Origin of the sequence: Agrobacterium sp. SOY23 (assembly GCF_027212525.1) — a bacterium.
Lineage (GTDB): Bacteria > Pseudomonadota > Alphaproteobacteria > Rhizobiales > Rhizobiaceae > Agrobacterium > Agrobacterium tumefaciens_I.
The window spans coordinates 149,499-170,120 of record NZ_JAPWDT010000004.1 but is presented as its reverse complement, the minus strand read 5'-3'; the positions used below and the strand labels follow the sequence as shown (position 1 = coordinate 170,120).

General features: G+C 58.8%; 19 protein-coding genes and 3 tRNA genes. 21 read left to right on the top strand and 1 reads right to left on the bottom strand.

Annotation, left to right across the window (positions count from 1 at the left end):
- The first annotated feature begins 214 nt into the window (after positions 1-214).
- Together hupB and O3S81_RS13035 are read left to right on the top strand one after the other, a co-directional pair.
- Positions 215-490 carry a DNA-binding protein HupB gene (gene hupB / locus O3S81_RS13040; protein WP_003496481.1) on the top strand — a complete coding sequence of 92 codons (276 nt, stop codon included), beginning with the start codon at positions 215-217 and terminating at the stop codon, positions 488-490.
- Between the two features lie 349 nt (positions 491-839).
- Positions 840-3,038 carry an esterase-like activity of phytase family protein gene (locus O3S81_RS13035; RefSeq protein ID WP_269343769.1) on the top strand — a complete coding sequence of 733 codons (2,199 nt, stop codon included), beginning with the start codon at positions 840-842 and terminating at the stop codon, positions 3,036-3,038.
- 655 nt (positions 3,039-3,693) lie between these two features.
- On the opposite strand, the gene O3S81_RS13030 is transcribed toward O3S81_RS13035, so the two are convergent.
- A tRNA-Val gene (locus O3S81_RS13030) sits at positions 3,694-3,769 on the bottom strand.
- A 41-nt stretch (positions 3,770-3,810) separates the two neighbouring features.
- Between O3S81_RS13030 and O3S81_RS13025 the strand changes: the two genes are divergently transcribed.
- The 19 genes from O3S81_RS13025 (at position 3,811) to nuoN (ending at position 20,598) form a co-directional block, all read left to right on the top strand.
- On the top strand, positions 3,811-4,116 hold the full coding sequence (locus tag O3S81_RS13025) for a hypothetical protein (RefSeq protein ID WP_269343767.1): 306 nt from the start codon (positions 3,811-3,813) through the stop codon (positions 4,114-4,116).
- Between the two features lie 98 nt (positions 4,117-4,214).
- Positions 4,215-4,291: transfer RNA gene (locus O3S81_RS13020), tRNA-Asp, on the top strand.
- A 39-nt stretch (positions 4,292-4,330) separates the two neighbouring features.
- Positions 4,331-4,407: transfer RNA gene (locus O3S81_RS13015), tRNA-Asp, on the top strand.
- 437 nt (positions 4,408-4,844) lie between these two features.
- Complete coding sequence (locus tag O3S81_RS13010) at positions 4,845-5,210, top strand: NADH-quinone oxidoreductase subunit A (protein WP_035259670.1); 366 nt, start codon at positions 4,845-4,847, stop codon at positions 5,208-5,210.
- On the top strand, positions 5,201-5,785 hold the full coding sequence (locus O3S81_RS13005; RefSeq protein ID WP_003521524.1) for a NuoB/complex I 20 kDa subunit family protein: 585 nt from the start codon (positions 5,201-5,203) through the stop codon (positions 5,783-5,785). Before O3S81_RS13010 ends, O3S81_RS13005 begins: the two co-directional genes overlap by 10 nt.
- A 21-nt stretch (positions 5,786-5,806) precedes the next feature.
- Positions 5,807-6,409, top strand: a complete 603-nt coding sequence (locus tag O3S81_RS13000; RefSeq protein ID WP_269343766.1) for an NADH-quinone oxidoreductase subunit C — start codon at positions 5,807-5,809, stop codon at positions 6,407-6,409.
- Positions 6,406-6,834: a GFA family protein gene (locus O3S81_RS12995; RefSeq protein ID WP_269343764.1), complete on the top strand. Its 429-nt coding sequence runs from the start codon at positions 6,406-6,408 to the stop codon at positions 6,832-6,834. The genes O3S81_RS13000 and O3S81_RS12995 overlap by 4 nt, the downstream gene beginning before the upstream one ends.
- Before the next feature lies 1 nt (position 6,835).
- A complete protein-coding gene (locus O3S81_RS12990) occupies positions 6,836-8,026 on the top strand; it encodes an NADH-quinone oxidoreductase subunit D (protein ID WP_020012326.1) in 1,191 nt (396 codons plus the stop codon).
- Complete coding sequence (locus tag O3S81_RS12985) at positions 8,026-8,286, top strand: hypothetical protein (RefSeq protein ID WP_269343763.1); 261 nt, start codon at positions 8,026-8,028, stop codon at positions 8,284-8,286. The genes O3S81_RS12990 and O3S81_RS12985 overlap by 1 nt, the downstream gene beginning before the upstream one ends.
- Before the next feature lie 16 nt (positions 8,287-8,302).
- Positions 8,303-9,400, top strand: coding sequence for an NADH-quinone oxidoreductase subunit E (locus tag O3S81_RS12980; protein ID WP_269343762.1), 1,098 nt, complete (start codon positions 8,303-8,305; stop codon positions 9,398-9,400).
- Between the two features lie 10 nt (positions 9,401-9,410).
- A complete protein-coding gene (nuoF, locus tag O3S81_RS12975) occupies positions 9,411-10,715 on the top strand; it encodes an NADH-quinone oxidoreductase subunit NuoF (protein WP_269343761.1) in 1,305 nt (434 codons plus the stop codon).
- 148 nt (positions 10,716-10,863) lie between these two features.
- On the top strand, positions 10,864-12,945 hold the full coding sequence (gene nuoG / locus O3S81_RS12970) for an NADH-quinone oxidoreductase subunit NuoG (protein ID WP_269343759.1): 2,082 nt from the start codon (positions 10,864-10,866) through the stop codon (positions 12,943-12,945).
- Between the two features lie 13 nt (positions 12,946-12,958).
- On the top strand, positions 12,959-14,005 hold the full coding sequence (nuoH, locus tag O3S81_RS12965; protein ID WP_269343757.1) for an NADH-quinone oxidoreductase subunit NuoH: 1,047 nt from the start codon (positions 12,959-12,961) through the stop codon (positions 14,003-14,005).
- Between the two features lie 36 nt (positions 14,006-14,041).
- Positions 14,042-14,533 carry an NADH-quinone oxidoreductase subunit NuoI gene (gene nuoI / locus O3S81_RS12960; protein ID WP_004441327.1) on the top strand — a complete coding sequence of 164 codons (492 nt, stop codon included), beginning with the start codon at positions 14,042-14,044 and terminating at the stop codon, positions 14,531-14,533.
- A gap of 136 nt (positions 14,534-14,669) precedes the next feature.
- Complete coding sequence (locus O3S81_RS12955) at positions 14,670-15,284, top strand: NADH-quinone oxidoreductase subunit J (RefSeq protein WP_269343752.1); 615 nt, start codon at positions 14,670-14,672, stop codon at positions 15,282-15,284.
- Between the two features lie 28 nt (positions 15,285-15,312).
- A complete protein-coding gene (nuoK, locus tag O3S81_RS12950) occupies positions 15,313-15,621 on the top strand; it encodes an NADH-quinone oxidoreductase subunit NuoK (protein WP_003521516.1) in 309 nt (102 codons plus the stop codon).
- Positions 15,622-15,628: 7 nt separating this feature from the next.
- Positions 15,629-17,626 (top strand): NADH-quinone oxidoreductase subunit L, encoded by a 1,998-nt coding sequence (gene nuoL / locus O3S81_RS12945; RefSeq protein ID WP_269343750.1) that lies wholly within the window; start codon positions 15,629-15,631, stop codon positions 17,624-17,626.
- A complete protein-coding gene (locus tag O3S81_RS12940) occupies positions 17,626-19,137 on the top strand; it encodes an NADH-quinone oxidoreductase subunit M (protein ID WP_269343749.1) in 1,512 nt (503 codons plus the stop codon). Before nuoL ends, O3S81_RS12940 begins: the two co-directional genes overlap by 1 nt.
- Before the next feature lie 18 nt (positions 19,138-19,155).
- Positions 19,156-20,598, top strand: coding sequence for an NADH-quinone oxidoreductase subunit NuoN (gene nuoN / locus O3S81_RS12935; RefSeq protein ID WP_269343748.1), 1,443 nt, complete (start codon positions 19,156-19,158; stop codon positions 20,596-20,598).
- Positions 20,599-20,622: the final 24 nt, after the last annotated feature.

Sequence of the window (20,622 nt, the reverse complement as noted above, 5' to 3'; positions counted from 1 at the left end):
GGGCGCGCGCGGTGCTCAGCTCCGCGCAACTGATGCCAAATTGGCACGAATATGTGGAAGGCCGGCAGAAATGTCGGCCTTTTTTGTGAAAAAAATCGCAGACCCCTTGTTTTTCAGGCGATTCCAGCGCTTTTGAGTTGCTGTGCGCGGATGCAAACGTATTCTGCGCCGGCTTAATTCCTAGTCGTTTCAAACCATTGAAAGGGGTGGAAACATGAACAAGAACGAGCTCGTCTCTGCTGTTGCCGAAAAGGCTGGTCTCACGAAGGCAGATGCTGCTTCCGCTGTTGATGCCGTATTCGAAACCGTACAGAACGAACTGAAGAGCGGTGGCGACATCCGTCTCGCTGGCTTCGGCAGCTTCTCCGTCAGCCGTCGTGAAGCCTCCAAGGGTCGTAACCCTTCCACGGGTGCTGAAGTCGATATCCCGGCTCGCAACGTACCGAAGTTTTCCGCAGGCAAGGGCCTGAAGGACGCCGTTAACTCGTAAGTTTTCCGGAAAGCCGCAACGCCCGGCGGCGGGCGGGCGGCTTTTCAGGTTCACGAGGAAGCATGTTGTGACGCGCTCATGCCATCAACCGGCATAAAGGGGCGGCCTTCGAAAGCTCTTTCGGGCGGCCCGGTTTCACCCGGTATGGTGTGGATTGAAGGTCTCGGCGCCTGCGCCTGTGTAGCTTTCCATCCGGACACACGGCGTTTCGAAACGCGGAATGTGCGCAGAAACACGAAAGCCCGGCCTTTACGGCCGGGCTTTTTGATTCCTGCAATGAAATGTCATGCCACTGTCATGTCTTTGACGCAGAAGCCTTGGGGTATTTCTGGACCCAAGGGGGATTAAAATGGCGTTCCGATTTTCTCAAATGGCTTTGACCGCGGCACTGCTCGCATCCGCTGCCTTCCCGGCCGCTGCCGAGCCGGTTTTCAACCGCATCGCGTCTTTCCCGGTGGCGAAGAACCTTCCCGCCGACAAGGACGCCAAATCCGTCACCTCGGCTGAAATCATCACCGCCAGCGAAGACGGCAAGACGCTGATCTATTCGGACAGCCCCCTCGGCGGCATCGGCTTCATCGACATTACGGACGCAAAGGCTCCCAAGGCCGGCGGCGCATTGCTACTGCAGGGCGAGCCGACCTCCGTTGCCGCCATCGGCGCAAAGGTTCTGGCCGGTGTCAACACGTCCGAAAACCGCGCCAAGCCCTCCGGCAAGCTGGTGACGGTCGATATCGCCACCAAGAAGATCGACGCGAGCTGCGATCTCGGCGGTCAGCCCGATTCCGTCGCCATTTCCCCGGACAAGACCTTTGCCGCCATCGCCATCGAAAACGAGCGCGATGAAGAGGTGAACGAAGGCGCATTGCCGCAGATGCCTGCCGGTTACCTGGTCACTGTCGGCCTGAAGGACGGTGTTGCCGATTGCGCAACGCTGAAGAAGATCGAGCTGACCGGCCTTGCCGAAATCTCCCCGGAAGATCCGGAGCCGGAATTCGTCTCGATCAACGCCAATGGCGAGATCGCGCTGACGCTGCAGGAAAACAACCACATCGTCATTCTCGACGGAAAAACCGGCACGGTGAAGACGCATTTCTCCGCCGGCACCGTCAATCTGGAAGGCATCGACACCAAGACCGACGGCCAGCTGAAGTTCACCGACAAGCAGGAAGGCCGCAAGCGCGAGCCGGATGCGGTGAAGTGGCTGGATAATGACCGTATCGTCGTCGCCAATGAGGGCGACTGGCAGGGCGGTTCGCGCGGCTTCACCATCTTCGACAAGACGGGCAAGCTCGTTTACGAATCGGGTGCATCGCTCGAGCACGCCGTTGCCGCCATCGGCCACTATCCGGAAAAGCGCTCCAAGGCCAAGGGTATCGAGCCGGAAGGTCTTGAGGCAGCGACCTTCGATGGCCAGAACTATTTCTTCGTCCTTGCCGAGCGCGCCTCCGTCGTTGCCGTCTACAAGGATACCGGCGCAGAGCCGCAGCTGACGCAGCTCCTGCCTTCGGGCGTTTCGCCGGAAGGTGCGGTCGCCATCCCGTCGCGCAACCTTCTCGCCACTGCCAATGAGGTGGATCTGATCGAAGACGGCGGCGTCCGCTCGCATGTCATGCTCTATGAGCGCGCCGAAGGCCAGCCGGCCTATCCGCAGCTCGTTTCCGCCACCGTCGACGGCGCGCCGATCGGCTGGGGTGCGCTCTCCGGCCTGGTTGGTGACGCCGAAAAGCCCGGCATCCTCTATGCCGTTTCCGACTCGGTTTATGGCAACCAGCCGTCGATCTACACCATCGACGCCACGAAGAAGCCCGCCACCATCACCAGCGTGTTGCGGGTGAAGCGTGACGGTATCGCTGCCCAGAAACTCGACATCGAAGGTATCACGCTCGACGGCAAGGGTGGCTTCTGGCTGGCGTCGGAAGGCGACAGCGCCAAGCTCGTTCCGCACGCGCTTTACAACGTCAATGCCAAGGGCGAGATCAAGGCTGAGATCGCACTGCCGAAGGAACTGCTTTCCGGCGACACCCGTTTCGGTTTCGAAGGCGTGACCATGATCGGTAAGGGCGATGACGCCACGCTGTGGATGGCCGTGCAGCGCGAATGGGGCACGGATGAGAAGGGCTTCGTCAAGCTCGTCTCCTACAATCCGAAGTCCAAGGAGTGGGGCGCCGTGCGTTACCCACTCGACAAGACCGAAGCAGGCTGGGTTGGTCTGTCTGAAATCACTGCGCAGGGCGAATATGTCTATATCGTCGAACGCGACAACCAGATCGGCGACAAGGCCAAGCTCAAGAAGCTCTACCGCGTCGCTATCGCTGACCTGAAGCCGGGCAAGATCGGCGGCGAGCTGCCGCTGGTGGCCAAGCAGGAAGCGCATGATTTCCTGCCCGACCTCAAGGCCCAGACCAATGGTTATGTCGTCGACAAGCTGGAAGGCTTCACCTTCGACAAGGCAGGAACCGCCTATGCCGTGACCGACAATGACGGCGTTGACGATTCTTCCGGCGAGACGCTGTTCTTCACCGTCAATCTGAAGGCGATCAACTGATCGCTCGATTGTGTCGCAAATAGAAAAGCCGGGCTGTGCCCGGCTTTTTTGTGGCGAGGAGTTTCCCGGGGGAGGGATCACCGATTTTGCGCCATCAGTGGGCCAAAGCCGCTGGAATCGGTTTTGGCGCTTCTGTGTCGGATTGTCGGGGGATTGTTCGGGGGCTGTCCGTGCAAATGCCTGGGATCTATGTGCAGGTCAGCGCCCCATGGAATTCCTGCTTTTGGGAGTATCTGATTTTTCCGAATCCTGCTGGACCCAGCGAAAAAAAATATAAATAGGCAGCGCAATAAGCGCGAGTGTTACAAACGCGTCGATCGACATGGTTTCATCCATCAGTTCAACCGTTCATCATGAAACGGTATGGAAACAATGCCTGAAATCTCTTTAAAAAGTCTGAATTTGCTTATTTTTCGGTATGTTACGGAGTGACACAGAGATTCGACGGAACTGTCGGAATCTGGAACAGAAGTGTCAATTTGGAATAGAAACGGGCCGGAAAAAACGATTCCCCCGGTTCGGAGCGCAAATCCTGTGCTTCGAAGACGAGTGGCGGGGCAGGGATGTCTGATTGCCGATGTAAATTCCGGACAGAACACAGCATGCGGAAGAAATATCCGGCGCGATAAGATCTGATTTAAGGAATTCGGGAAAATGGTGGGCGATGAGAGACTCGAACTCCCGACATCCTCGGTGTAAACGAGGCGCTCTACCAACTGAGCTAATCGCCCTTCGCGTCCTGCGGATCATGTCCGCCGCGTCGGTGGCCGTGATGTATTCGGATCGGAAAAAAACCGCAAGGGCTTTTGTGAAGTTTTTTTGTTTTTTTTCCGGGCCGCTTTTTTCTCCGCCGGAGGTTATCGGCAAAAAGCCGGGAACTGCGGGGTTTTTGGTCGAAACACGATACGATGGCGCCTTGACGGCCATGTGGAAATCCCGTCGCGGAAGCCGGTGGCTGTGGACAAGTTTTTTGTTTTCGTTGGGAAAAGCCCGTAAAACAGGGCGTTTGCCGCAATGGCGGTCAAAGGCCTCCCGGTTTTTCCCGATCAAAATGAAGAAGCTTATTCTTTTGTCGTGAAACCTGCTTGACACCCCCGCACGAACGCCGTAGTTAGCCGCTCATCGAACGGCCGAGGCTGGTTCGAGCGGCGGGACAAGGTCCTGTCGTCAGGAGATGCGGGTGTAGCTCAGTCGGTTAGAGTGCCGGCCTGTCACGCCGGAGGTCGCGGGTTCGAGCCCCGTCACTCGCGCCATCCTGTTCCTCGGAAAACACAGATGAATGTCTGTGGTGCGCGGGTGTAGCTCAGTCGGTTAGAGTGCCGGCCTGTCACGCCGGAGGTCGCGGGTTCGAGCCCCGTCACTCGCGCCATTTCTCTCTTCCGAAATGTCTCCTCAAAAGTGAAACAGACGTGTCCTGTACGCGCTCTGGTATTGGCATTTCCGGTGGCTGATTCCAGCGTTTTTATGCGCGATTTTTCCTGCTTTTTTTAGTCAGGTTTCGATTTCCGAAAACCGTCACTTCGCTGCCATTTCGACGTAAAATTCGTGTGACTTTTTTGCGGTTGCGTCCTTCAATCGATTATTATTGTATTTGAGGGGCTTAGGCCGGAATTGTGGCCCAAATTTGCGTCAATTCCGGCAATATTGTTGCCAATCAATGCGGCAGGTGTCTTGAAATGGAGCCTAAACTCTTGCAGAGAGGGCGCGGCTGCGCTAACCACTTTGGCGTTGCAACATATTTGTGCGCTCTTTGAGACCTTGGGTCGCAAAGGCAGGTCCGGCACCTGGCCGGGCAGGGAAGAGACCATGACTGAACTCCTCAGTTCCTATATTCCGATCGCAATCTTCATCGGTATCGCTCTTGTCATCGGCCTGGCGCTTCTCATTGCGCCTTTTGCTGTCGCCTATAAGGCGCCGGACCCGGAAAAGCTCTCCGCTTTCGAGTGCGGTTTCAACGCCTTCGACGATGCCCGCATGAAGTTCGATATCCGCTTTTATCTGGTATCGATCCTGTTCATCATCTTCGATCTGGAAGTCGCCTTCCTGTTTCCCTGGGCGGTGTCTTTCGGCGAGATGGGCTGGTTCGGTTTCTGGTCGATGATGGTGTTCCTCATCGTTCTCACCATCGGCTTTATCTATGAGTGGAAGAAGGGAGCGCTGGAATGGGCATGAGCCAGAACAACACCACGCTCGTTGCGCCGCAGCCGAAGGGCATCATCGATCCCTCGACCGGCAAGCCGGTTGGCAGCAACGACGCCTACTTCACGGAAATCAATGACGAGCTGGCCGACAAGGGCTTTCTCGTCACCTCGACCGACGAGCTGATCACCTGGGCGCGCACCGGCTCGCTGATGTGGATGCAGTTCGGCCTCGCCTGCTGCGCCGTTGAAGGCCTGATGCAGGCGTCCGGTCCCCGTTACGACATGGAGCGCTTCGGTGTCGCCCCGCGCGCCTCACCGCGCCAGTCTGACGTGATGATCGTTGCCGGCACGCTGACCAACAAGATGGCGCCCGCTCTGCGCAAGGTCTATGACCAGATGCCCGAGCCGCGTTATGTCATCTCCATGGGCTCCTGCGCCAACGGTGGTGGGTATTACCATTATTCCTACGCTGTCGTGCGCGGCTGCGACCGCGTCGTGCCGGTGGATATCTACGTTCCGGGCTGTCCCCCCACGGCGGAGGCGCTGCTTTACGGCGTACTTCTGCTGCAGAAGAAGATCCGGCGTACCGGTACGATCGAGCGCTAAGGGCAAAGGACGGATTTAGGAATGAGCGAAGCTCTCAACGATCTTGCTGCTTACGTTAAGGAAGCGCGCGGTTCTCTCGTGGTGTCGGCCGATATCGCCTATGGCGAGCTGACGCTGAACACGACGCCGGAAAATGTCATCGCGCTTTTGACCTTCCTGCGGGACGACGTGCAGTGCGGTTTCGTCAACATCATCGATATTTGTGGCGTCGACTGGCCGCAGCGCGAAAAGCGTTTCGATGTCGTCTATCACCTGCTGTCGCCGCGCCAGAACCTGCGCGTGCGCGTCAAGCTGCAGGTGGAAGAGGACGAGGGCGTTCCTTCGGCGACCTCCGTTTACATGGGCGCGGAATGGTTCGAGCGCGAAGCATGGGACATGTATGGCATTCCTTTCGAGGGCCACAAGGACCTGCGCCGCATCCTCACGGACTATGGTTTCGAAGGCCATCCGCTGCGCAAGGATTTTCCGGTTACCGGCTTTGTGGAAGTGCGTTACGATGACGTTCTGAAACGGGTTCTTTATGAACCGGTCGAACTGAAGCAGGAATTCCGCAACTTCGATTTCCTTTCCCCGTGGGAAGGGACCGAATATGTTCTCCCGGGCGATGAAAAGGCCAAGCAATGAGCGAAGCCCCCGCGACAGAGCATGCACAATGTCTTTGCGGCGCCGTTGGCTTCACGGCCACGATCGGTGCCCGCGAATTCGGCGTTTGCCATTGCTCCATGTGCCGCCGCTGGTCCGGCGGTGCTTTCATGGCTGTTGAATGCACTGGTATCACCTTCGAGAACGAGGAAAGCCTTGGCGTTTATTCCTCGTCGGAATGGGGTGAGCGTTGCTTCTGCAAGAACTGCGGCAGCACGCTGGTCTGGCGTTCCAAGGATGGCAAGCATTTTGCCGTTTCGCTGCAGGCTTTCGACAACCCTTCCAGCTTCAAGTTCGCGTCGCAGATTTTCACGGATGAAAAGCCTTCGAGCTATTCTTTCGCAGAAACCACGCAGAACATGACCGGCCCCGAATTCATCGCCATGATCACCTCGGCGGAGCACTAGAATGACTGAGCATAACGTCCGCAATTTCACGATCAACTTCGGTCCGGAACATCCGTCCGCGCACGGCGTGCTGCGTCTGGTTCTGGAACTGGACGGCGAAATCGTCGAGCGCGTCGATCCGCATATCGGTCTCCTGCATCGCGGCACCGAAAAGCTGATCGAGACCAAGACCTATCTGCAGGCCGTTCCTTATTTCGACCGTCTCGACTACGTGGCGCCGATGAACCAGGAACACGCTTTCGCGCTCGCCGTCGAAAAGCTGCTGGGCCTTGAAATCCCGATGCGTGGCCAGCTGATCCGCGTTCTTTATTCGGAAATCGGCCGTATCCTGTCGCACATCATGAACGTCACGACGCAGGCCATGGACGTTGGCGCCATGACGCCACCGGTCTGGGGCTTCGAAGAGCGCGAAAAGCTGATGGTGTTTTATGAGCGCGCCTGTGGCGCCCGCATGCACTCGGCTTATGTTCGTCCGGGCGGTGTGCATCAGGATCTGCCGCCGGAACTGGTCGATGATATCGGCAAGTGGTGCGATCCGTTCCTCACCGTTCTCGACAATATCGAAGGTCTTCTGACCGACAACCGCATCTACAAGCAGCGTAACGTCGATATCGGCGTCGTGTCGCTGGAAGATGCGTTTGCCTGGGGTTTCACGGGCGTGATGGTGCGCGGTTCCGGCGCTGCCTGGGATTTGCGCCGTTCGCAGCCTTACGAGTGCTATTCCGATCTGGAATTCGACATTCCCGTCGGCAAGAACGGCGATTGCTACGACCGTTACCTGATCCGCATGCAGGAAATGCGCGAATCCGTAAAGATCATGAAGCAGTGCGTCGATCTTCTGTCCGGCAAGCATCGCATCGGCCCGGTCTCCTCGCTGGATGGCAAGGTGGTTCCGCCGAAGCGCGGCGAGATGAAGCGTTCGATGGAAGCGCTGATCCACCACTTCAAGCTTTATACCGAAGGTTACCACGTTCCGGCCGGCGAAGTTTACGCCGCCGTCGAAGCGCCGAAGGGCGAATTCGGCGTCTACGTGGTCGCGGACGGTTCCAACAAGCCCTACCGCTGCAAGATCCGCGCGCCGGGTTATGCGCATCTGCAGGCCATGGATTTCCTGTGCAAGGGCCATCAGCTTGCCGACGTTACAGCCGTGCTCGGCTCTCTCGACATCGTGTTCGGGGAGGTCGACCGCTGATGCGTCTGCCGCTGGCCATTCCGGCTTTTCTTGCTGCGATGTCTGCCCCCGTTTTCGCCCAGACGGCGACGGACGAGGGCGGCGTATCGCTGTCGAGCGGCGGCTCTTCGACCATCAAGCAGCTTCTGTCCCTGGGATACGAGATCAAGGCCTCGGTTCCCAATGGCAGCAAGTTCATCGTGTTCATGCAGAAAGACAAGGCGGCTTACGCCTGCGAATTCGTCACGGTGGCGAGATCGCGTTGTGAGACGTTAAACTGAAAAGGCGTGAGGAAGTATGTCCGTTCGTCGACTAGCCGAAGATCAGTTCCAGCCCGTGGCATTTGCCTTCAATGCGGAAAACACCGCATGGGCGGAAAAGACGATCAAGAAATATCCCGAGGGACGCCAGCAATCGGCGGTCATCCCGCTGCTCATGCGTGCGCAGGAGCAGGACGGCTGGGTTACCCGCGCCGCCATTGAAAAAGTCGCGGACATGCTGGATATGGCCTATATCCGCGTCATGGAAGTGGCGACCTTCTATACCCAGTTCCAGCTGAAGCCGGTCGGCACGCGCGCCCATGTTCAGGTCTGCGGCACCACGCCCTGCATGCTGCGCGGCTCGGAAGCGCTGATGGATGTCTGCCGCAAGAAGATCCACCACGATCCGCTGCACACCAATGAGAGCGGCACGCTTTCCTGGGAAGAAGTGGAATGTCAGGGCGCCTGCGTCAACGCGCCGATGGTCATCATCTTCAAGGATGCCTATGAGGACCTGACGCCCGAGCGTCTGGAAGAGATCATCGACACATTCGAGGCAGGCAAGGGCGACACGGTCAAGACCGGCCCGCAGATCGACCGTCACGAGTCGGTCCCGGTCGGTGGCCTGACGACGCTGACGGAAGAGATCAAGCCGGATCGCTCCAATCTCGACAAGCCGGCCGAAGTGGCTGCGGATGCCGCTCCGGTTCCGCCGTCCAATGCCGCCAAGCCGAAGACGGACGCTCCGGAAACCGATCCGAAGCTGAAGACGCCGGCCAACGAGCCGAAGGCTGCGGAAGCCAATGTCAAGGCTGCTGAAAAGGAAGCTTCGGGTTCCGCGAAGCCGTCGCTCGATTCCAAGGATCGTCCGGCCGGCATCGAAAAGCCGGCGACGCCCGATGACCTGAAGCTCATTTCCGGCGTCGGTCCGAAGATCGAGGGCACGCTCAACGAGCTCGGCATTTTCACCTATGCGCAGGTCGCCGGCTGGAAAAAGGCCGAATGCGACTGGGTCGACGGTTATCTGAATTTCAAGGGCCGCATTGAACGCGACGAGTGGATCAAGCAGGCCGAGGCGCTCGCCAAGGGTGGCGAAGCCGAGTATATCAGGGTCTTCGGCAAGAAGCCGCGGTAAGAGGTGAAGCATGTTAAAAGATCAGGATCGCATCTTTACCAATCTCTACGGCCTCAAGGACAAGTCCCTGAAGGGCGTAAGAGCGCGCGGCCATTGGGACGGTACCAAGCAGATCGTCGAAAAGGGCCGTGACTGGATCATCAACGAGATGAAGGCTTCCGGCCTTCGCGGTCGCGGCGGCGCTGGCTTCCCGACAGGTCTCAAGTGGTCCTTCATGCCGAAGGAAAATGACGGCCGTCCGCATTATCTCGTCGTCAATGCCGACGAATCCGAGCCCGGCACCTGCAAGGACCGCGAAATCCTGCGCAACGATCCGCATACGCTGATCGAAGGCTGCGTGATCGCCGGTTTCGCCATGGGTGCGCATACGGCCTATATCTATGTTCGCGGCGAATATATGCGCGAGCGTGAAGCGCTGCAGGCAGCCATCGATGAATGTTACGATGCCGGCCTGCTCGGCAAGAACAACAAGAACGGCTGGGATTTCGACATCTACGTCCATCACGGCGCGGGTGCCTATATCTGCGGCGAAGAGACGGCTCTGCTCGAAAGCCTTGAAGGCAAGAAGGGCCAGCCGCGCCTCAAGCCCCCGTTCCCGGCCAATATGGGTCTTTACGGCTGCCCGACGACCGTCAACAACGTTGAATCGATCGCCGTTGCGCCGACCATCCTGCGCCGTGGCGCCGCCTGGTTCTCGTCCATCGGCCGTCCGAACAATGTCGGCACCAAGCTGTTCATGGTCTCGGGCCATGTCGAGCGTCCGTGCACCTTCGAAGATGCGCTGGGCCTGTCCTTCCGTGAGCTGATCGAACACCATTGCGGTGGCATTCGCGGCGGCTGGGACAATCTGCTCGGCGTCATCCCCGGCGGCGCATCCTGCCCCATCGTTCGCGGTGAGGACATGAAGGACGCCATCATGGATTTCGACGGCATGCGCGAAGTGAAGTCTTCGTTCGGCACCGGCGGCATGATCGTCATGGACAAGTCCACCGACGTCATCAAGGCGATTGCCCGCATCGCGGCCTTCTTCAAGCATGAAAGCTGCGGCCAGTGCACGCCGTGCCGCGAAGGCACGGGCTGGATGTGGCGCGTGCTGGAGCGCATGGTCAAGGGCAATGCGCAGAAGCGCGAAATCGACATGCTGTTCGAAGTGACGAAGCAGATCGAAGGCCACACCATCTGTGCGCTTGGCGATGCCGCCGCATGGCCGGTACAGGCGCTGATCCGCAATTTCCGTCCGGAAATCGAAAAGCGGATCGACCAATATACCTACAGGGCCATGGATGATGGCGCTGTTCTGGAAGCCGCTGAATAAGCACTCAGGCTTCAGGCGGAGCCGGAAATTTCCGGCCCCGCGACACCATGAAGCGTCTGGCGATTTTTCGGATGCCGGGCGCGATTAAGGATTTGTTGCGGACCGTGTGAGACATGGGACGAACAGGCAACAGGACGTAAGTAGAACCATGGCAAAGCTCAAGGTTGACGGTAAAGAGATCGAGGTTCCGGATCATTTCACGCTGTTGCAGGCGTGCGAAGAGGCGGGTGCTGAAGTTCCGCGCTTTTGTTTTCATGAGCGCTTGTCGGTCGCGGGTAACTGCCGCATGTGTCTCATCGAGGTGAAGGGCGGACCGCCCAAGCCTGCCGCATCCTGCGCCATGGGCGTTCGCGACGTTCGCGGCGGCCCGAACGGCGAATTGCCGGAAGTTTTCACCAACACGCCGATGGTCAAGAAGGCCCGCGAAGGCGTGATGGAATTCTTGCTCATCAACCATCCGCTCGATTGCCCGATCTGCGACCAGGGCGGCGAATGCGACCTGCAGGACCAGGCCATGGCCTTTGGTATCGCCGGTTCGCGTTACGCGGAAAACAAGCGCGCGGTTGAAGACAAATATATCGGCCCGCTCGTCAAGACGGTGATGAACCGCTGCATTCACTGCACGCGCTGCGTCCGTTTCACGACGGAAGTTGCCGGTATTGCCGAACTCGGCCTCATCGGTCGCGGCGAAGATGCTGAAATCACCACCTATCTTGAGCAGGCCATGACCTCCGAGCTTCAGGGCAACGTGGTTGACCTCTGCCCGGTCGGTGCGCTCACCTCCAAGCCTTTCGCCTTCACCGCCCGTCCGTGGGAACTGAACAAGACCGAAACCATCGACGTGATGGACGCTCTCGGTTCGGCCATCCGCGTCGATACCCGTGGCCGCGAAGTCATGCGCGTCATGCCGCGCGTCAACGAGGCGATCAACGAAGAGTGGATTTCCGACAAGAGCCGCTTCATCTGGGACGGCCTGAAGACGCAACGTCTCGACCGGCCTTACGTCCGCAAGGATGGCCGTCTGCAGCCTGCAAGCTGGGGTGAAGCCTTTGGCGCCATCAAGCAGGCTGTTGCCGCAACGTCTGGTTCGAAGATCGGCGCAATCGCCGGTGATCTGGCTTCCGTCGAAGAAATGTTCGCGCTGAAGTCGCTTCTCGCTTCGCTCGGCTCGGCCAATGTCGATTGCCGCCAGGATGGCGCAGCGCTTGATCCGTCTCTCGGTCGCGCCAGCTACATCTTCAATTCCACCATTGAAGGCATCGAACAGGCCGACGCCCTGCTGATCGTTGGTTCCAACCCGCGCTTCGAAGCGGCCGTGCTCAACGCCCGCATTCGCAAGCGCTGGCGTCGCGGCGGTTTCCCGATCGGCGTGATCGGTGAGGCTGGTGAACTGCGTTACAATTACGAATATCTCGGTTCGGGCGCGGAAACGCTTTCGGATCTGGCCAATGGTGCGCACAGCTTCATCGACAAGCTGAAATCCGCCAAGAACCCGTTGATCATCATCGGCCAGGGCGCTCTGGCGCGTGCCGATGGCGCTGCCGTTCTCGCGGCTGCTGCAAAGCTTGCCGTTTCGGTTGGCGCTGTTACCGAAGAGTGGAATGGCTTCTCGGTGCTGCACACTGCCGCCGCCCGCGTTGGCGGTCTCGATATCGGCTTCGTGCCGGGCGAGGGCGGTGTTGCCGTAGCCGAAATGGTCGCTTCGATGGACGTTCTCTTCCTGCTCGGCGCCGATGAACTCGACCTGTCCAACAAGGGCGCCAAGTTCACCGTCTATATCGGCAGCCACGGCGATCAGGGCGCTATGAACGCCGACGTCATCCTTCCGGGTGCGGCCTATACCGAGAAATCCGGTATCTGGGTCAATACCGAAGGTCGCGTGCAGGTGGGCAACCGCGCCGGTTTCGCACCGGGCGAAGCCCGTGAAGACTGGGCGATCCTGCGTGCTCTGTCCGACGTTCTCGGCAAGAAGCTGCCGTTCGATTCGCTGTCGGCGCTGCGCGGCCAGCTTTATGTCGCGCATCCGCATCTGGCGGAAACCGACGAGATCGCCGCCGGCAACGGTAAGGATATCGAAGCGCTGGCCGGCAAAACCGGCTCGCTCACCAAGTCGGCGTTTGCCTCGCCGGTAAAAGACTTTTATTTGACGAACCCGATTGCGCGCGCCTCTGCCGTCATGGCCGAGTGCTCCGCATTGGCCCGCAACAATTTCCAGGCTGCGGCAGAGTAAGGGTAGGGGATTTATGGAACAGTTTTTCTGGAGCTACGTCTGGCCCGCGCTGATCATGGTCGGCCAGTCCCTGCTGCTTCTCGTTTGCCTTCTCGTGGCCATCGCCTTCCTGCTGCTTGCCGACCGTAAGGTCTGGGCAGCCGTGCAGCTGCGCCGTGGTCCGAACGTCGTTGGTCCCTTTGGTCTTTTCCAGTCCTTCGCCGACCTCTTGAAGTTCATCCTGAAGGAACCGGTCATTCCGGCCGGCGCCAACAAGGCCGTCTTCCTTCTGGCGCCGCTTGTCGCCGTGACGCTGGCGCTCGCCACCTATGCCGTCATTCCCTTCGCCGATGGCTGGGTCGTCGCCAATATCAATGTCGGCATTCTCTACATCTTCGCGATCTCGTCGCTTGAAGTCTACGGCATCATCATGGGCGGCTGGGCTTCGAACTCGAAGTATCCGTTCCTCGGCGCGCTGCGTTCGGCCGCGCAGATGGTGTCCTACGAAGTATCGATCGGTCTCGTCATCGTCACCGTTCTGCTCTGCGTCGGCTCGCTGAACCTGACGGATATCGTTCTTGCACAGCGCACCGGCCTCGGCACCATGCTCGGCCTGCCGGCATCGTTCCTCGACTGGCACTGGCTGTCGCTGTTCCCGATGTTCATCGTGTTCTTCATTTCCGGCCTTGCCGAAACCAACCGTCCGCCCTTCGACCTTCCGGAAGCGGAATCGGAACTGGTTGCCGGCCACATGGTCGAGTACGGCTCCACGCCCTACATGATGTTCATGCTCGGCGAATATGCCGCGATCGTCCTGATCTGCTGCCTGACGACGATCCTGTTCCTCGGCGGCTGGCTGCCGATCGTGGATGTGTGGTTCCTGAACTGGGTTCCGGGCATTGTCTGGTTCGCTTTGAAGGGCTGCATGGTCTTCTTCATGATCGCGCTCACCAAGGCTTTCGTTCCGCGTTATCGTTATGACCAGCTCATGCGCCTTGGCTGGAAGGTGTTCCTGCCGCTGTCGCTCGCCATGGTCGTTATTGTTGCATTCGTATTGAAGCTGACGGGGTGGGCCGGTTGATGTCTGAACTCCTCGCTCAAAGATCTGGAGACTGAGATGGCAAGCCTCTCCCAAGCCGTCAACTCGCTGTTCCTGAAGGAATTCGTAGGCGCGATCTTCCTGACCATGCGCCACTTCTTCAAACAGAAGGCGACGATCAACTATCCTTTCGAAAAGGGTCCGGTCTCGCCGCGCTTCCGTGGTGAACACGCGCTGCGCCGTTATCCGAACGGTGAAGAACGCTGCATCGCCTGCAAGCTGTGTGAAGCGATCTGTCCCGCTCAGGCGATCACCATCGAAGCCGGCCCGCGCCGCAATGACGGCACCCGCCGCACGGTGCGTTACGACATCGACATGGTGAAGTGCATCTATTGCGGCTTCTGCCAGGAAGCCTGCCCGGTGGATGCCATCGTCGAAGGCCCGAATTTCGAATTCGCGACGGAAACCCGCGAGGAGCTTTATTTCGACAAGCAGAAGCTTCTCGACAATGGCGACCGCTGGGAGCGTGAAATCGCGCGCAACCTCGCACTGGATGCACCTTACCGTTAAGGTGCAACCGTCTTTCCGGGGGCGACCCCGGAGAGCGATGAAAAGTAAAATGCCTGCGCGGTTTTCGCCGGCGGGGACGAAACGGGTGAGGGGCCTTCGAGCCATCTTCTCCCGATGAGGACAAGAAGGCACCAAGATGGGTCTGCACGCTGTATTTTTTTATATATTCGCTTTCGTCGCCGTGGCGTCTGCGTTCATGGTCATCGCATCGAAGAACCCTGTTCATTCGGTGCTGTTTCTGATCTTGACCTTCTTCAACGCAGCCGCGCTGTTCCTGCTGACGGGGGCCGAATTCCTCGGCATGATCCTGCTGGTGGTCTATGTCGGCGCCGTTGCGGTGCTCTTCCTCTTCGTCGTCATGATGCTGGATGTGGATTTCGCCGAGCTTCGCTCCGGCGTGCTGCATTATGCCCCGGTCGGCGCGCTGATCGGTATCATCCTTGCGGCTGAACTGATCGTCGTTGTCGGCGGCAGCGTGCTGAACCCGCAGGCGGCAAAATCGATCACCATGCCGATCCCGCCGGTGACGGAACGCACCAACACGGCGGCGCTCGGCGATGTGCTCTATACCAACTACGTCTATTTCTTCCAGCTCGCCGGCCTCGTGCTGCTGGTGGCCATGATCGGCGCCATCGTGCTGACGCTGCGTCATCGCACCGACATCAAGCGGCAGGATATAACCACGCAGGTTGGCCGTAACCCGAAGACCGCCGTCACCACGGTCAAGGTCAAGCCGGGCCAGGGCATCTGAGGCGCGAACGGATCCAAGGAAACAGAATATGGAAATCGGTCTTTCCCACTACCTGACGGTCAGCGCCATCCTCTTTACGATCGGCGTCTTCGGCATCTTCCTCAACCGGAAGAACGTCATCGTCATCCTGATGTCGATCGAACTCATCCTGCTCGCCGTCAACATCAACATGGTGGCCTTCTCGGCCTTCCTGAACGATATCGTCGGCCAGGTCTTTGCACTTTTCATTCTGACCGTCGCAGCCGCCGAAGCGGCCATCGGTCTTGCAATACTCGTTGTCTTCTACCGCAACCGCGGATCGATCGCCGTGGAAGACGTCAATATGATGAAGGGCTGATAAGGCTATGATCTACAAGGCTATCGTCTTTCTTCCACTGATCGGCTTCCTGATCGCCGGCCTGTTCGGCCGCTCTATCGGCGCCAAGGCCTCGGAATATGTCACCACCGGTCTGATGATCGTGGTCGCCATCCTGTCGTGGATCGTGTTCTTCAACATCGCACTCGCCCACGGCGAGCCGGGCGAGGTGATCAAGGTCACCGTGCTGCGCTGGATCCAGTCCGGTGGCATCGACGTCGAATGGGCGTTCCGCATCGATACGTTGACGGCCGTCATGTTCGTCGTGGTCAACACGGTCTCGACCTTGGTGCACCTATATTCGATCGGATACATGCACCACGATCCGCATCGTCCGCGCTTCTTTGCCTATCTGTCGCTTTTCACCTTCGCCATGCTGATGCTGGTAACCTCCGACAACCTGCTGCAGATGTTCTTCGGCTGGGAAGGCGTGGGTCTGGCGTCCTATCTGCTGATCGGCTTCTGGTTCAAGAAACCTTCGGCCTCTGCTGCTGCCATGAAGGCCTTCATCGTCAACCGTGTTGGTGACTTCGGCTTCATCCTCGGCATTGGCGGTGTGTTCGTGCTGTTCGGTTCGATCAATTTGGAAACAATCTTCGCCGCCGCCGGCACCTATCTGCCGGCCGAAGGTGCCGCTTCCACCGAAACCGTCATCAACCTGTTCGGCATGCAGCTGGACAAGGCCAATGCGATGACGGGCGTCTGCCTGCTGCTCTTCATGGGCGCCATGGGTAAGTCGGCGCAGTTCCTGCTGCACACCTGGCTGCCGGACGCGATGGAAGGCCCGACCCCGGTTTCGGCCCTCATTCACGCCGCAACCATGGTTACCGCCGGCGTCTTCCTTGTCGCTCGCATGTCGCCGCTGTTCGAACTGTCGCATGATGCTTTGACCGTCGTGACGCTGATCGGCGCGATCACCGCCTTCTTTGCCGCGACCGTCGGTCTCGTGCAGAACGACATCAAGCGCGTGATTGCCTATTCGACCTGCTCGCAGCTCGGTTACATGTTCGTGGCGCTCGGCGTCGGCGCTTATGGTGCCGCCGTATTCCACCTCTTCACGCACGCCTTCTTCAAGGCCCTGCTGTTCTTGTGCGCCGGCTCGGTCATCCATGCCGTCGATGGCGAACAGGACATGCGTTACATGGGTGGCCTGCGCAAGCATATCCCCATCACCTTCTGGACCATGACCGTTGGCACGCTGGCGCTGACCGGCGTTGGTATCCCGGGCACGATGATCGGTTTTGCCGGCTTCTTCTCCAAGGACGTCATCATCGAATCCGCTTACGCGTCCCATTCGGTGCTGTCCGGTTTCGCTTTCACACTGCTGGTTATCGCTGCGCTGTTCACCAGCTTCTATTCCTGGCGTCTGGCCTTCATGACCTTCTTCGGCAAGCCGCGCGCTTCCGCCGACGTCATGCACCATGTGCATGAATCGCCGATGGTCATGCTGATCCCGCTCTTCATCCTCACCGTCGGCGCGATCTTCGCCGGTGTGCTCTTCGAAGGCTATTTCTTCGGTCATGAATATGCCGAATTCTGGAAGGGTGCTCTGTTCACACTTCCGGAAAACGAAATCCTCGAGGAATTCCACCACGTGCCGCTGTGGGTGAAGTGGAGCCCGTTCTTCGCCATGGCGCTTGGTTTCGTGACCGCGTGGTACATGTATATCAAGTCGCCGGAGACGCCGAAGCGTCTGGCAGAGACCCATCGTGGCCTCTACCAGTTCCTCTTGAACAAGTGGTATTTCGACGAACTCTATGACTTCCTCTTCGTACGTTCCGCAAAGGCGCTCGGCCGCTTCCTGTGGAAGAAGGGCGACGTCGCTGTCATCGACCACTATGGACCGAACGGCATTGCAGCGCGTGTGGTTGACGTGACCAACCGCATGGTCCGCCTGCAATCCGGTTACCTCTATCATTATGCCTTTGCGATGCTGATCGGCATCGCGGCGCTTGTCACCTGGATGATGCTCGGGAGTGCCTTCTGATGACCGATTGGCCCATTCTTTCAACGGTCACCTTTCTGCCGCTCGTCGGCGTGGTGCTCCTGCTTCTGACAAATGAGAACGGCCCTTACGGTCGCCGCAACATTCTCAATGTCTCGCTGCTGACGACCGTTTTCACCTTCCTGGTGTCGCTGTTCGTCTGGATCGGTTTCGACAATTCGAACCCCGGTTTCCAGATGGTCGAAAAACACGCATGGTTCGGCAATATCGCCGCCTATCATCTGGGCGTCGACGGCATCTCCATGCTCTTCGTCATCCTCACCACCTTCCTCATGCCCTTCTGCGTGCTGGCAAGCTGGGATTCGATCGAAAAGCGCGTCAAGGAATACATGATCGCCTTCCTGCTTCTGGAAGTCGTCATGATCGGCGTCTTCGTGGCGCTGGATACCGTTCTCTTCTACGTCTTCTTCGAAGCGACGCTGATCCCGATGTTCATCATCATCGGCGTCTGGGGCGGCAAGGATCGCGTCTACGCATCCTACAAGTTCTTCCTTTATACGCTGCTCGGTTCGGTTCTCACCATGCTCGCCATCATGGCGATGTACTGGCAGGCCGGCACGACGGACATCACCGAACTCCTGAAATACGGATTCCCGGCCGGCATGCAGACCTGGCTGTGGCTCGCCTGTTTTGCCGCCTTCTCGGTCAAGATGCCGATGTGGCCGGTGCATACCTGGTTGCCGGATGCACACGTTCAGGCACCGACCGCCGGTTCGGTCATTCTTGCCGGTGTGATGCTGAAGCTCGGCGGTTACGGTTTCATCCGTTTCTCGCTCGCCATGTTCCCGCTGGCGTCGGATTATTTCGCACCCTTCGTCTTCACGCTCTCGGTTCTCGCCATCATCTACACCTCGCTGGTGGCGATGATGCAGGATGACATCAAGAAGCTGATCGCCTATTCCTCCGTCGCCCACATGGGTTACGTGACCATGGGCATCTTCGCCGCCAATGTTCAGGGCGTGCAGGGCGCGATCTTCCAGATGCTGTCGCACGGCATTGTCTCCGGCGCGCTCTTCCTCTGCGTCGGCGTGGTCTATGACCGATTGCACACCCGCGAGATTTCCGCCTATGGCGGTCTCGTGAACAACATGCCGAAATATGCCGTGGCCTTCATGATCTTCACCATGGCCAATGTCGGTCTGCCCGGTACCTCCGGCTTCGTCGGTGAGTTCCTGACGCTGATCGGTGTATTCCGTGCCAACACGCTGGTCGCACTGTTTGCGGCAACCGGCGTCATCCTCTCGGCCGCTTACGCGCTGTGGCTTTACCGCCGCGTGATCTTCGGTGCGCTGGAGAAGGAAAGCCTGAAATCGATGCTCGATCTGTCGACCCGCGAAAAGGTCATCCTTTATCCGCTGGTTGCTCTGACGATCTTCTTCGGCGTCTATCCGGCACCGGTGTTCGATGCCACCGCCGCATCGGTCGATCTTCTGGTAAACAACTATACGGCTGCATTGCAGGCGGCGCAAAATGTTGCGCTCACTATGAATTGACGACAGGACCCGTTGGACATGACCGCTGAAATCCTTTTTGCCAGTCTGCACATCGCGACGCCCGAGCTGATCCTTGCGGTCGGCGCGCTGGCGCTGCTCATGATTGGCGTCTTCTCGGGCGACAAGTCGACAACGACGGTCACCGGCCTTGCCGTTGCCCTCCTGCTCGTCGTCGGTCTCTGGATCATCTTCGCCCCCGCATCGGGCGTGGCTTTCGGCGGTGTCTACATCGCCGATGCCTTCGGCAACTTCATGAAGGTTCTGGCGCTGATCGGCTCCATCACCGCCATGATCCTGGCCGTTGGCCAGGGCCGTTTCGAGCCGATCGGCCGTTTCGAATATCCGGTGCTGCTGGTGCTTGCGACGCTGGGCATCCTGCTGATGATCTCGGCCAACAACCTGATCTCGCTCTACATGGCGCTGGAACTGCAGTCGCTGGCGCTTTACGTCGTCTGCGCCATCAACCGCGAAAGCCTGCGCTCCACGGAAGCGGGCCTGAAGTATTTCGTTCTTGGTGCGCTCTCCTCGGGCATGCTGCTTTACGGCATGTCGCTGGTTTACGGCTTCACCGGCAATACCGGCTTTACTGAAATCGCACAGGTTCTGGCGTCGGAAACCCGCTCGCTCGGCCTCGTCTTCGGTCTGGTCTTCGTTCTTGCCGGTCTGGCATTCAAGATTTCGGCCGTGCCGTTCCACATGTGGACGCCGGACGTTTATGAAGGCGCGCCGACCCCGGTCACTGCCTTCCTGTCTGCCGCACCGAAGATCGGCGCCATGGCGATCCTCGTTCGTATCGTCGTCGAGGCTTTCCAGCCGGTCTTTGCCGACTGGCAGCAGATCGTCGTCTTCATCTCCATCGCTTCCATGCTGCTCGGCTCCTTTGCCGCAATCGGCCAGAAGAACATCAAGCGTCTGATGGCCTATTCCTCCATCGGTCACATGGGTTATGCGCTGGTCGGCCTTGCCGCTGGCACGCAGGCTGGTGTTGCCGGCGTTATTCTCTACATGACCGTTTATATGGTCATGACGCTCGGCACCTTCGCCTGCATTCTCTCCATGCGCCGCAAGGAAATCGGCAATGTCGAGACTGTCGAGGATCTGGCCGGTCTTTCGGCCTCCAATCCCTTCATGGCGGTTGTGCTGACGATCCTGATGTTCTCGCTTGCCGGCATCCCGCCGCTCGCCGGCTTCTTCGGCAAGTATTACGTCTTCCTCGCCGCCATCGAGGCAAAGCTCTATGCGCTCGCCGTCATCGGCGTTATCGGCTCGGTCGTCGGCGCCTACTATTATATCCGCGTCGTCAAGGTCATGTGGTTCGATGAGGCCAAGGACAAGTTCGAACGTCCGGCCGGTGAATTGAAGGTCGTTTATGCCCTTTCAGCCCTGTTCGTCGTTGCCTTCGTCGTCTTCGGCGGCGCGCTTGGCAATGCGGTGACTGCTGCGGCGAAGACCTTCTTTTGAGCAGCACACACAGGCATACGGGCC

Excerpts from the sequence above, each read along its gene's own strand:
- hupB (WP_003496481.1), top strand. The coding sequence starts at position 215 with ATGAACAAGAACGAGCTCGTCTCTGCTGTTGCCGAAAAGGCTGGTCTC.
- O3S81_RS13035 (WP_269343769.1), top strand. The coding sequence starts at position 840 with ATGGCGTTCCGATTTTCTCAAATGGCTTTGACCGCGGCACTGCTCGCA.
- O3S81_RS13025 (WP_269343767.1), top strand. The coding sequence starts at position 3,811 with ATGTATTCGGATCGGAAAAAAACCGCAAGGGCTTTTGTGAAGTTTTTT.
- O3S81_RS13010 (WP_035259670.1), top strand. The coding sequence starts at position 4,845 with ATGACTGAACTCCTCAGTTCCTATATTCCGATCGCAATCTTCATCGGT.
- O3S81_RS13005 (WP_003521524.1), top strand. The coding sequence starts at position 5,201 with ATGGGCATGAGCCAGAACAACACCACGCTCGTTGCGCCGCAGCCGAAG.
- O3S81_RS13000 (WP_269343766.1), top strand. The coding sequence starts at position 5,807 with ATGAGCGAAGCTCTCAACGATCTTGCTGCTTACGTTAAGGAAGCGCGC.
- O3S81_RS12995 (WP_269343764.1), top strand. The coding sequence starts at position 6,406 with ATGAGCGAAGCCCCCGCGACAGAGCATGCACAATGTCTTTGCGGCGCC.
- O3S81_RS12990 (WP_020012326.1), top strand. The coding sequence starts at position 6,836 with ATGACTGAGCATAACGTCCGCAATTTCACGATCAACTTCGGTCCGGAA.
- O3S81_RS12985 (WP_269343763.1), top strand. The coding sequence starts at position 8,026 with ATGCGTCTGCCGCTGGCCATTCCGGCTTTTCTTGCTGCGATGTCTGCC.
- O3S81_RS12980 (WP_269343762.1), top strand. The coding sequence starts at position 8,303 with ATGTCCGTTCGTCGACTAGCCGAAGATCAGTTCCAGCCCGTGGCATTT.
- nuoF (WP_269343761.1), top strand. The coding sequence starts at position 9,411 with ATGTTAAAAGATCAGGATCGCATCTTTACCAATCTCTACGGCCTCAAG.
- nuoG (WP_269343759.1), top strand. The coding sequence starts at position 10,864 with ATGGCAAAGCTCAAGGTTGACGGTAAAGAGATCGAGGTTCCGGATCAT.
- nuoH (WP_269343757.1), top strand. The coding sequence starts at position 12,959 with ATGGAACAGTTTTTCTGGAGCTACGTCTGGCCCGCGCTGATCATGGTC.
- nuoI (WP_004441327.1), top strand. The coding sequence starts at position 14,042 with ATGGCAAGCCTCTCCCAAGCCGTCAACTCGCTGTTCCTGAAGGAATTC.
- O3S81_RS12955 (WP_269343752.1), top strand. The coding sequence starts at position 14,670 with ATGGGTCTGCACGCTGTATTTTTTTATATATTCGCTTTCGTCGCCGTG.
- nuoK (WP_003521516.1), top strand. The coding sequence starts at position 15,313 with ATGGAAATCGGTCTTTCCCACTACCTGACGGTCAGCGCCATCCTCTTT.
- nuoL (WP_269343750.1), top strand. The coding sequence starts at position 15,629 with ATGATCTACAAGGCTATCGTCTTTCTTCCACTGATCGGCTTCCTGATC.
- O3S81_RS12940 (WP_269343749.1), top strand. The coding sequence starts at position 17,626 with ATGACCGATTGGCCCATTCTTTCAACGGTCACCTTTCTGCCGCTCGTC.
- nuoN (WP_269343748.1), top strand. The coding sequence starts at position 19,156 with ATGACCGCTGAAATCCTTTTTGCCAGTCTGCACATCGCGACGCCCGAG.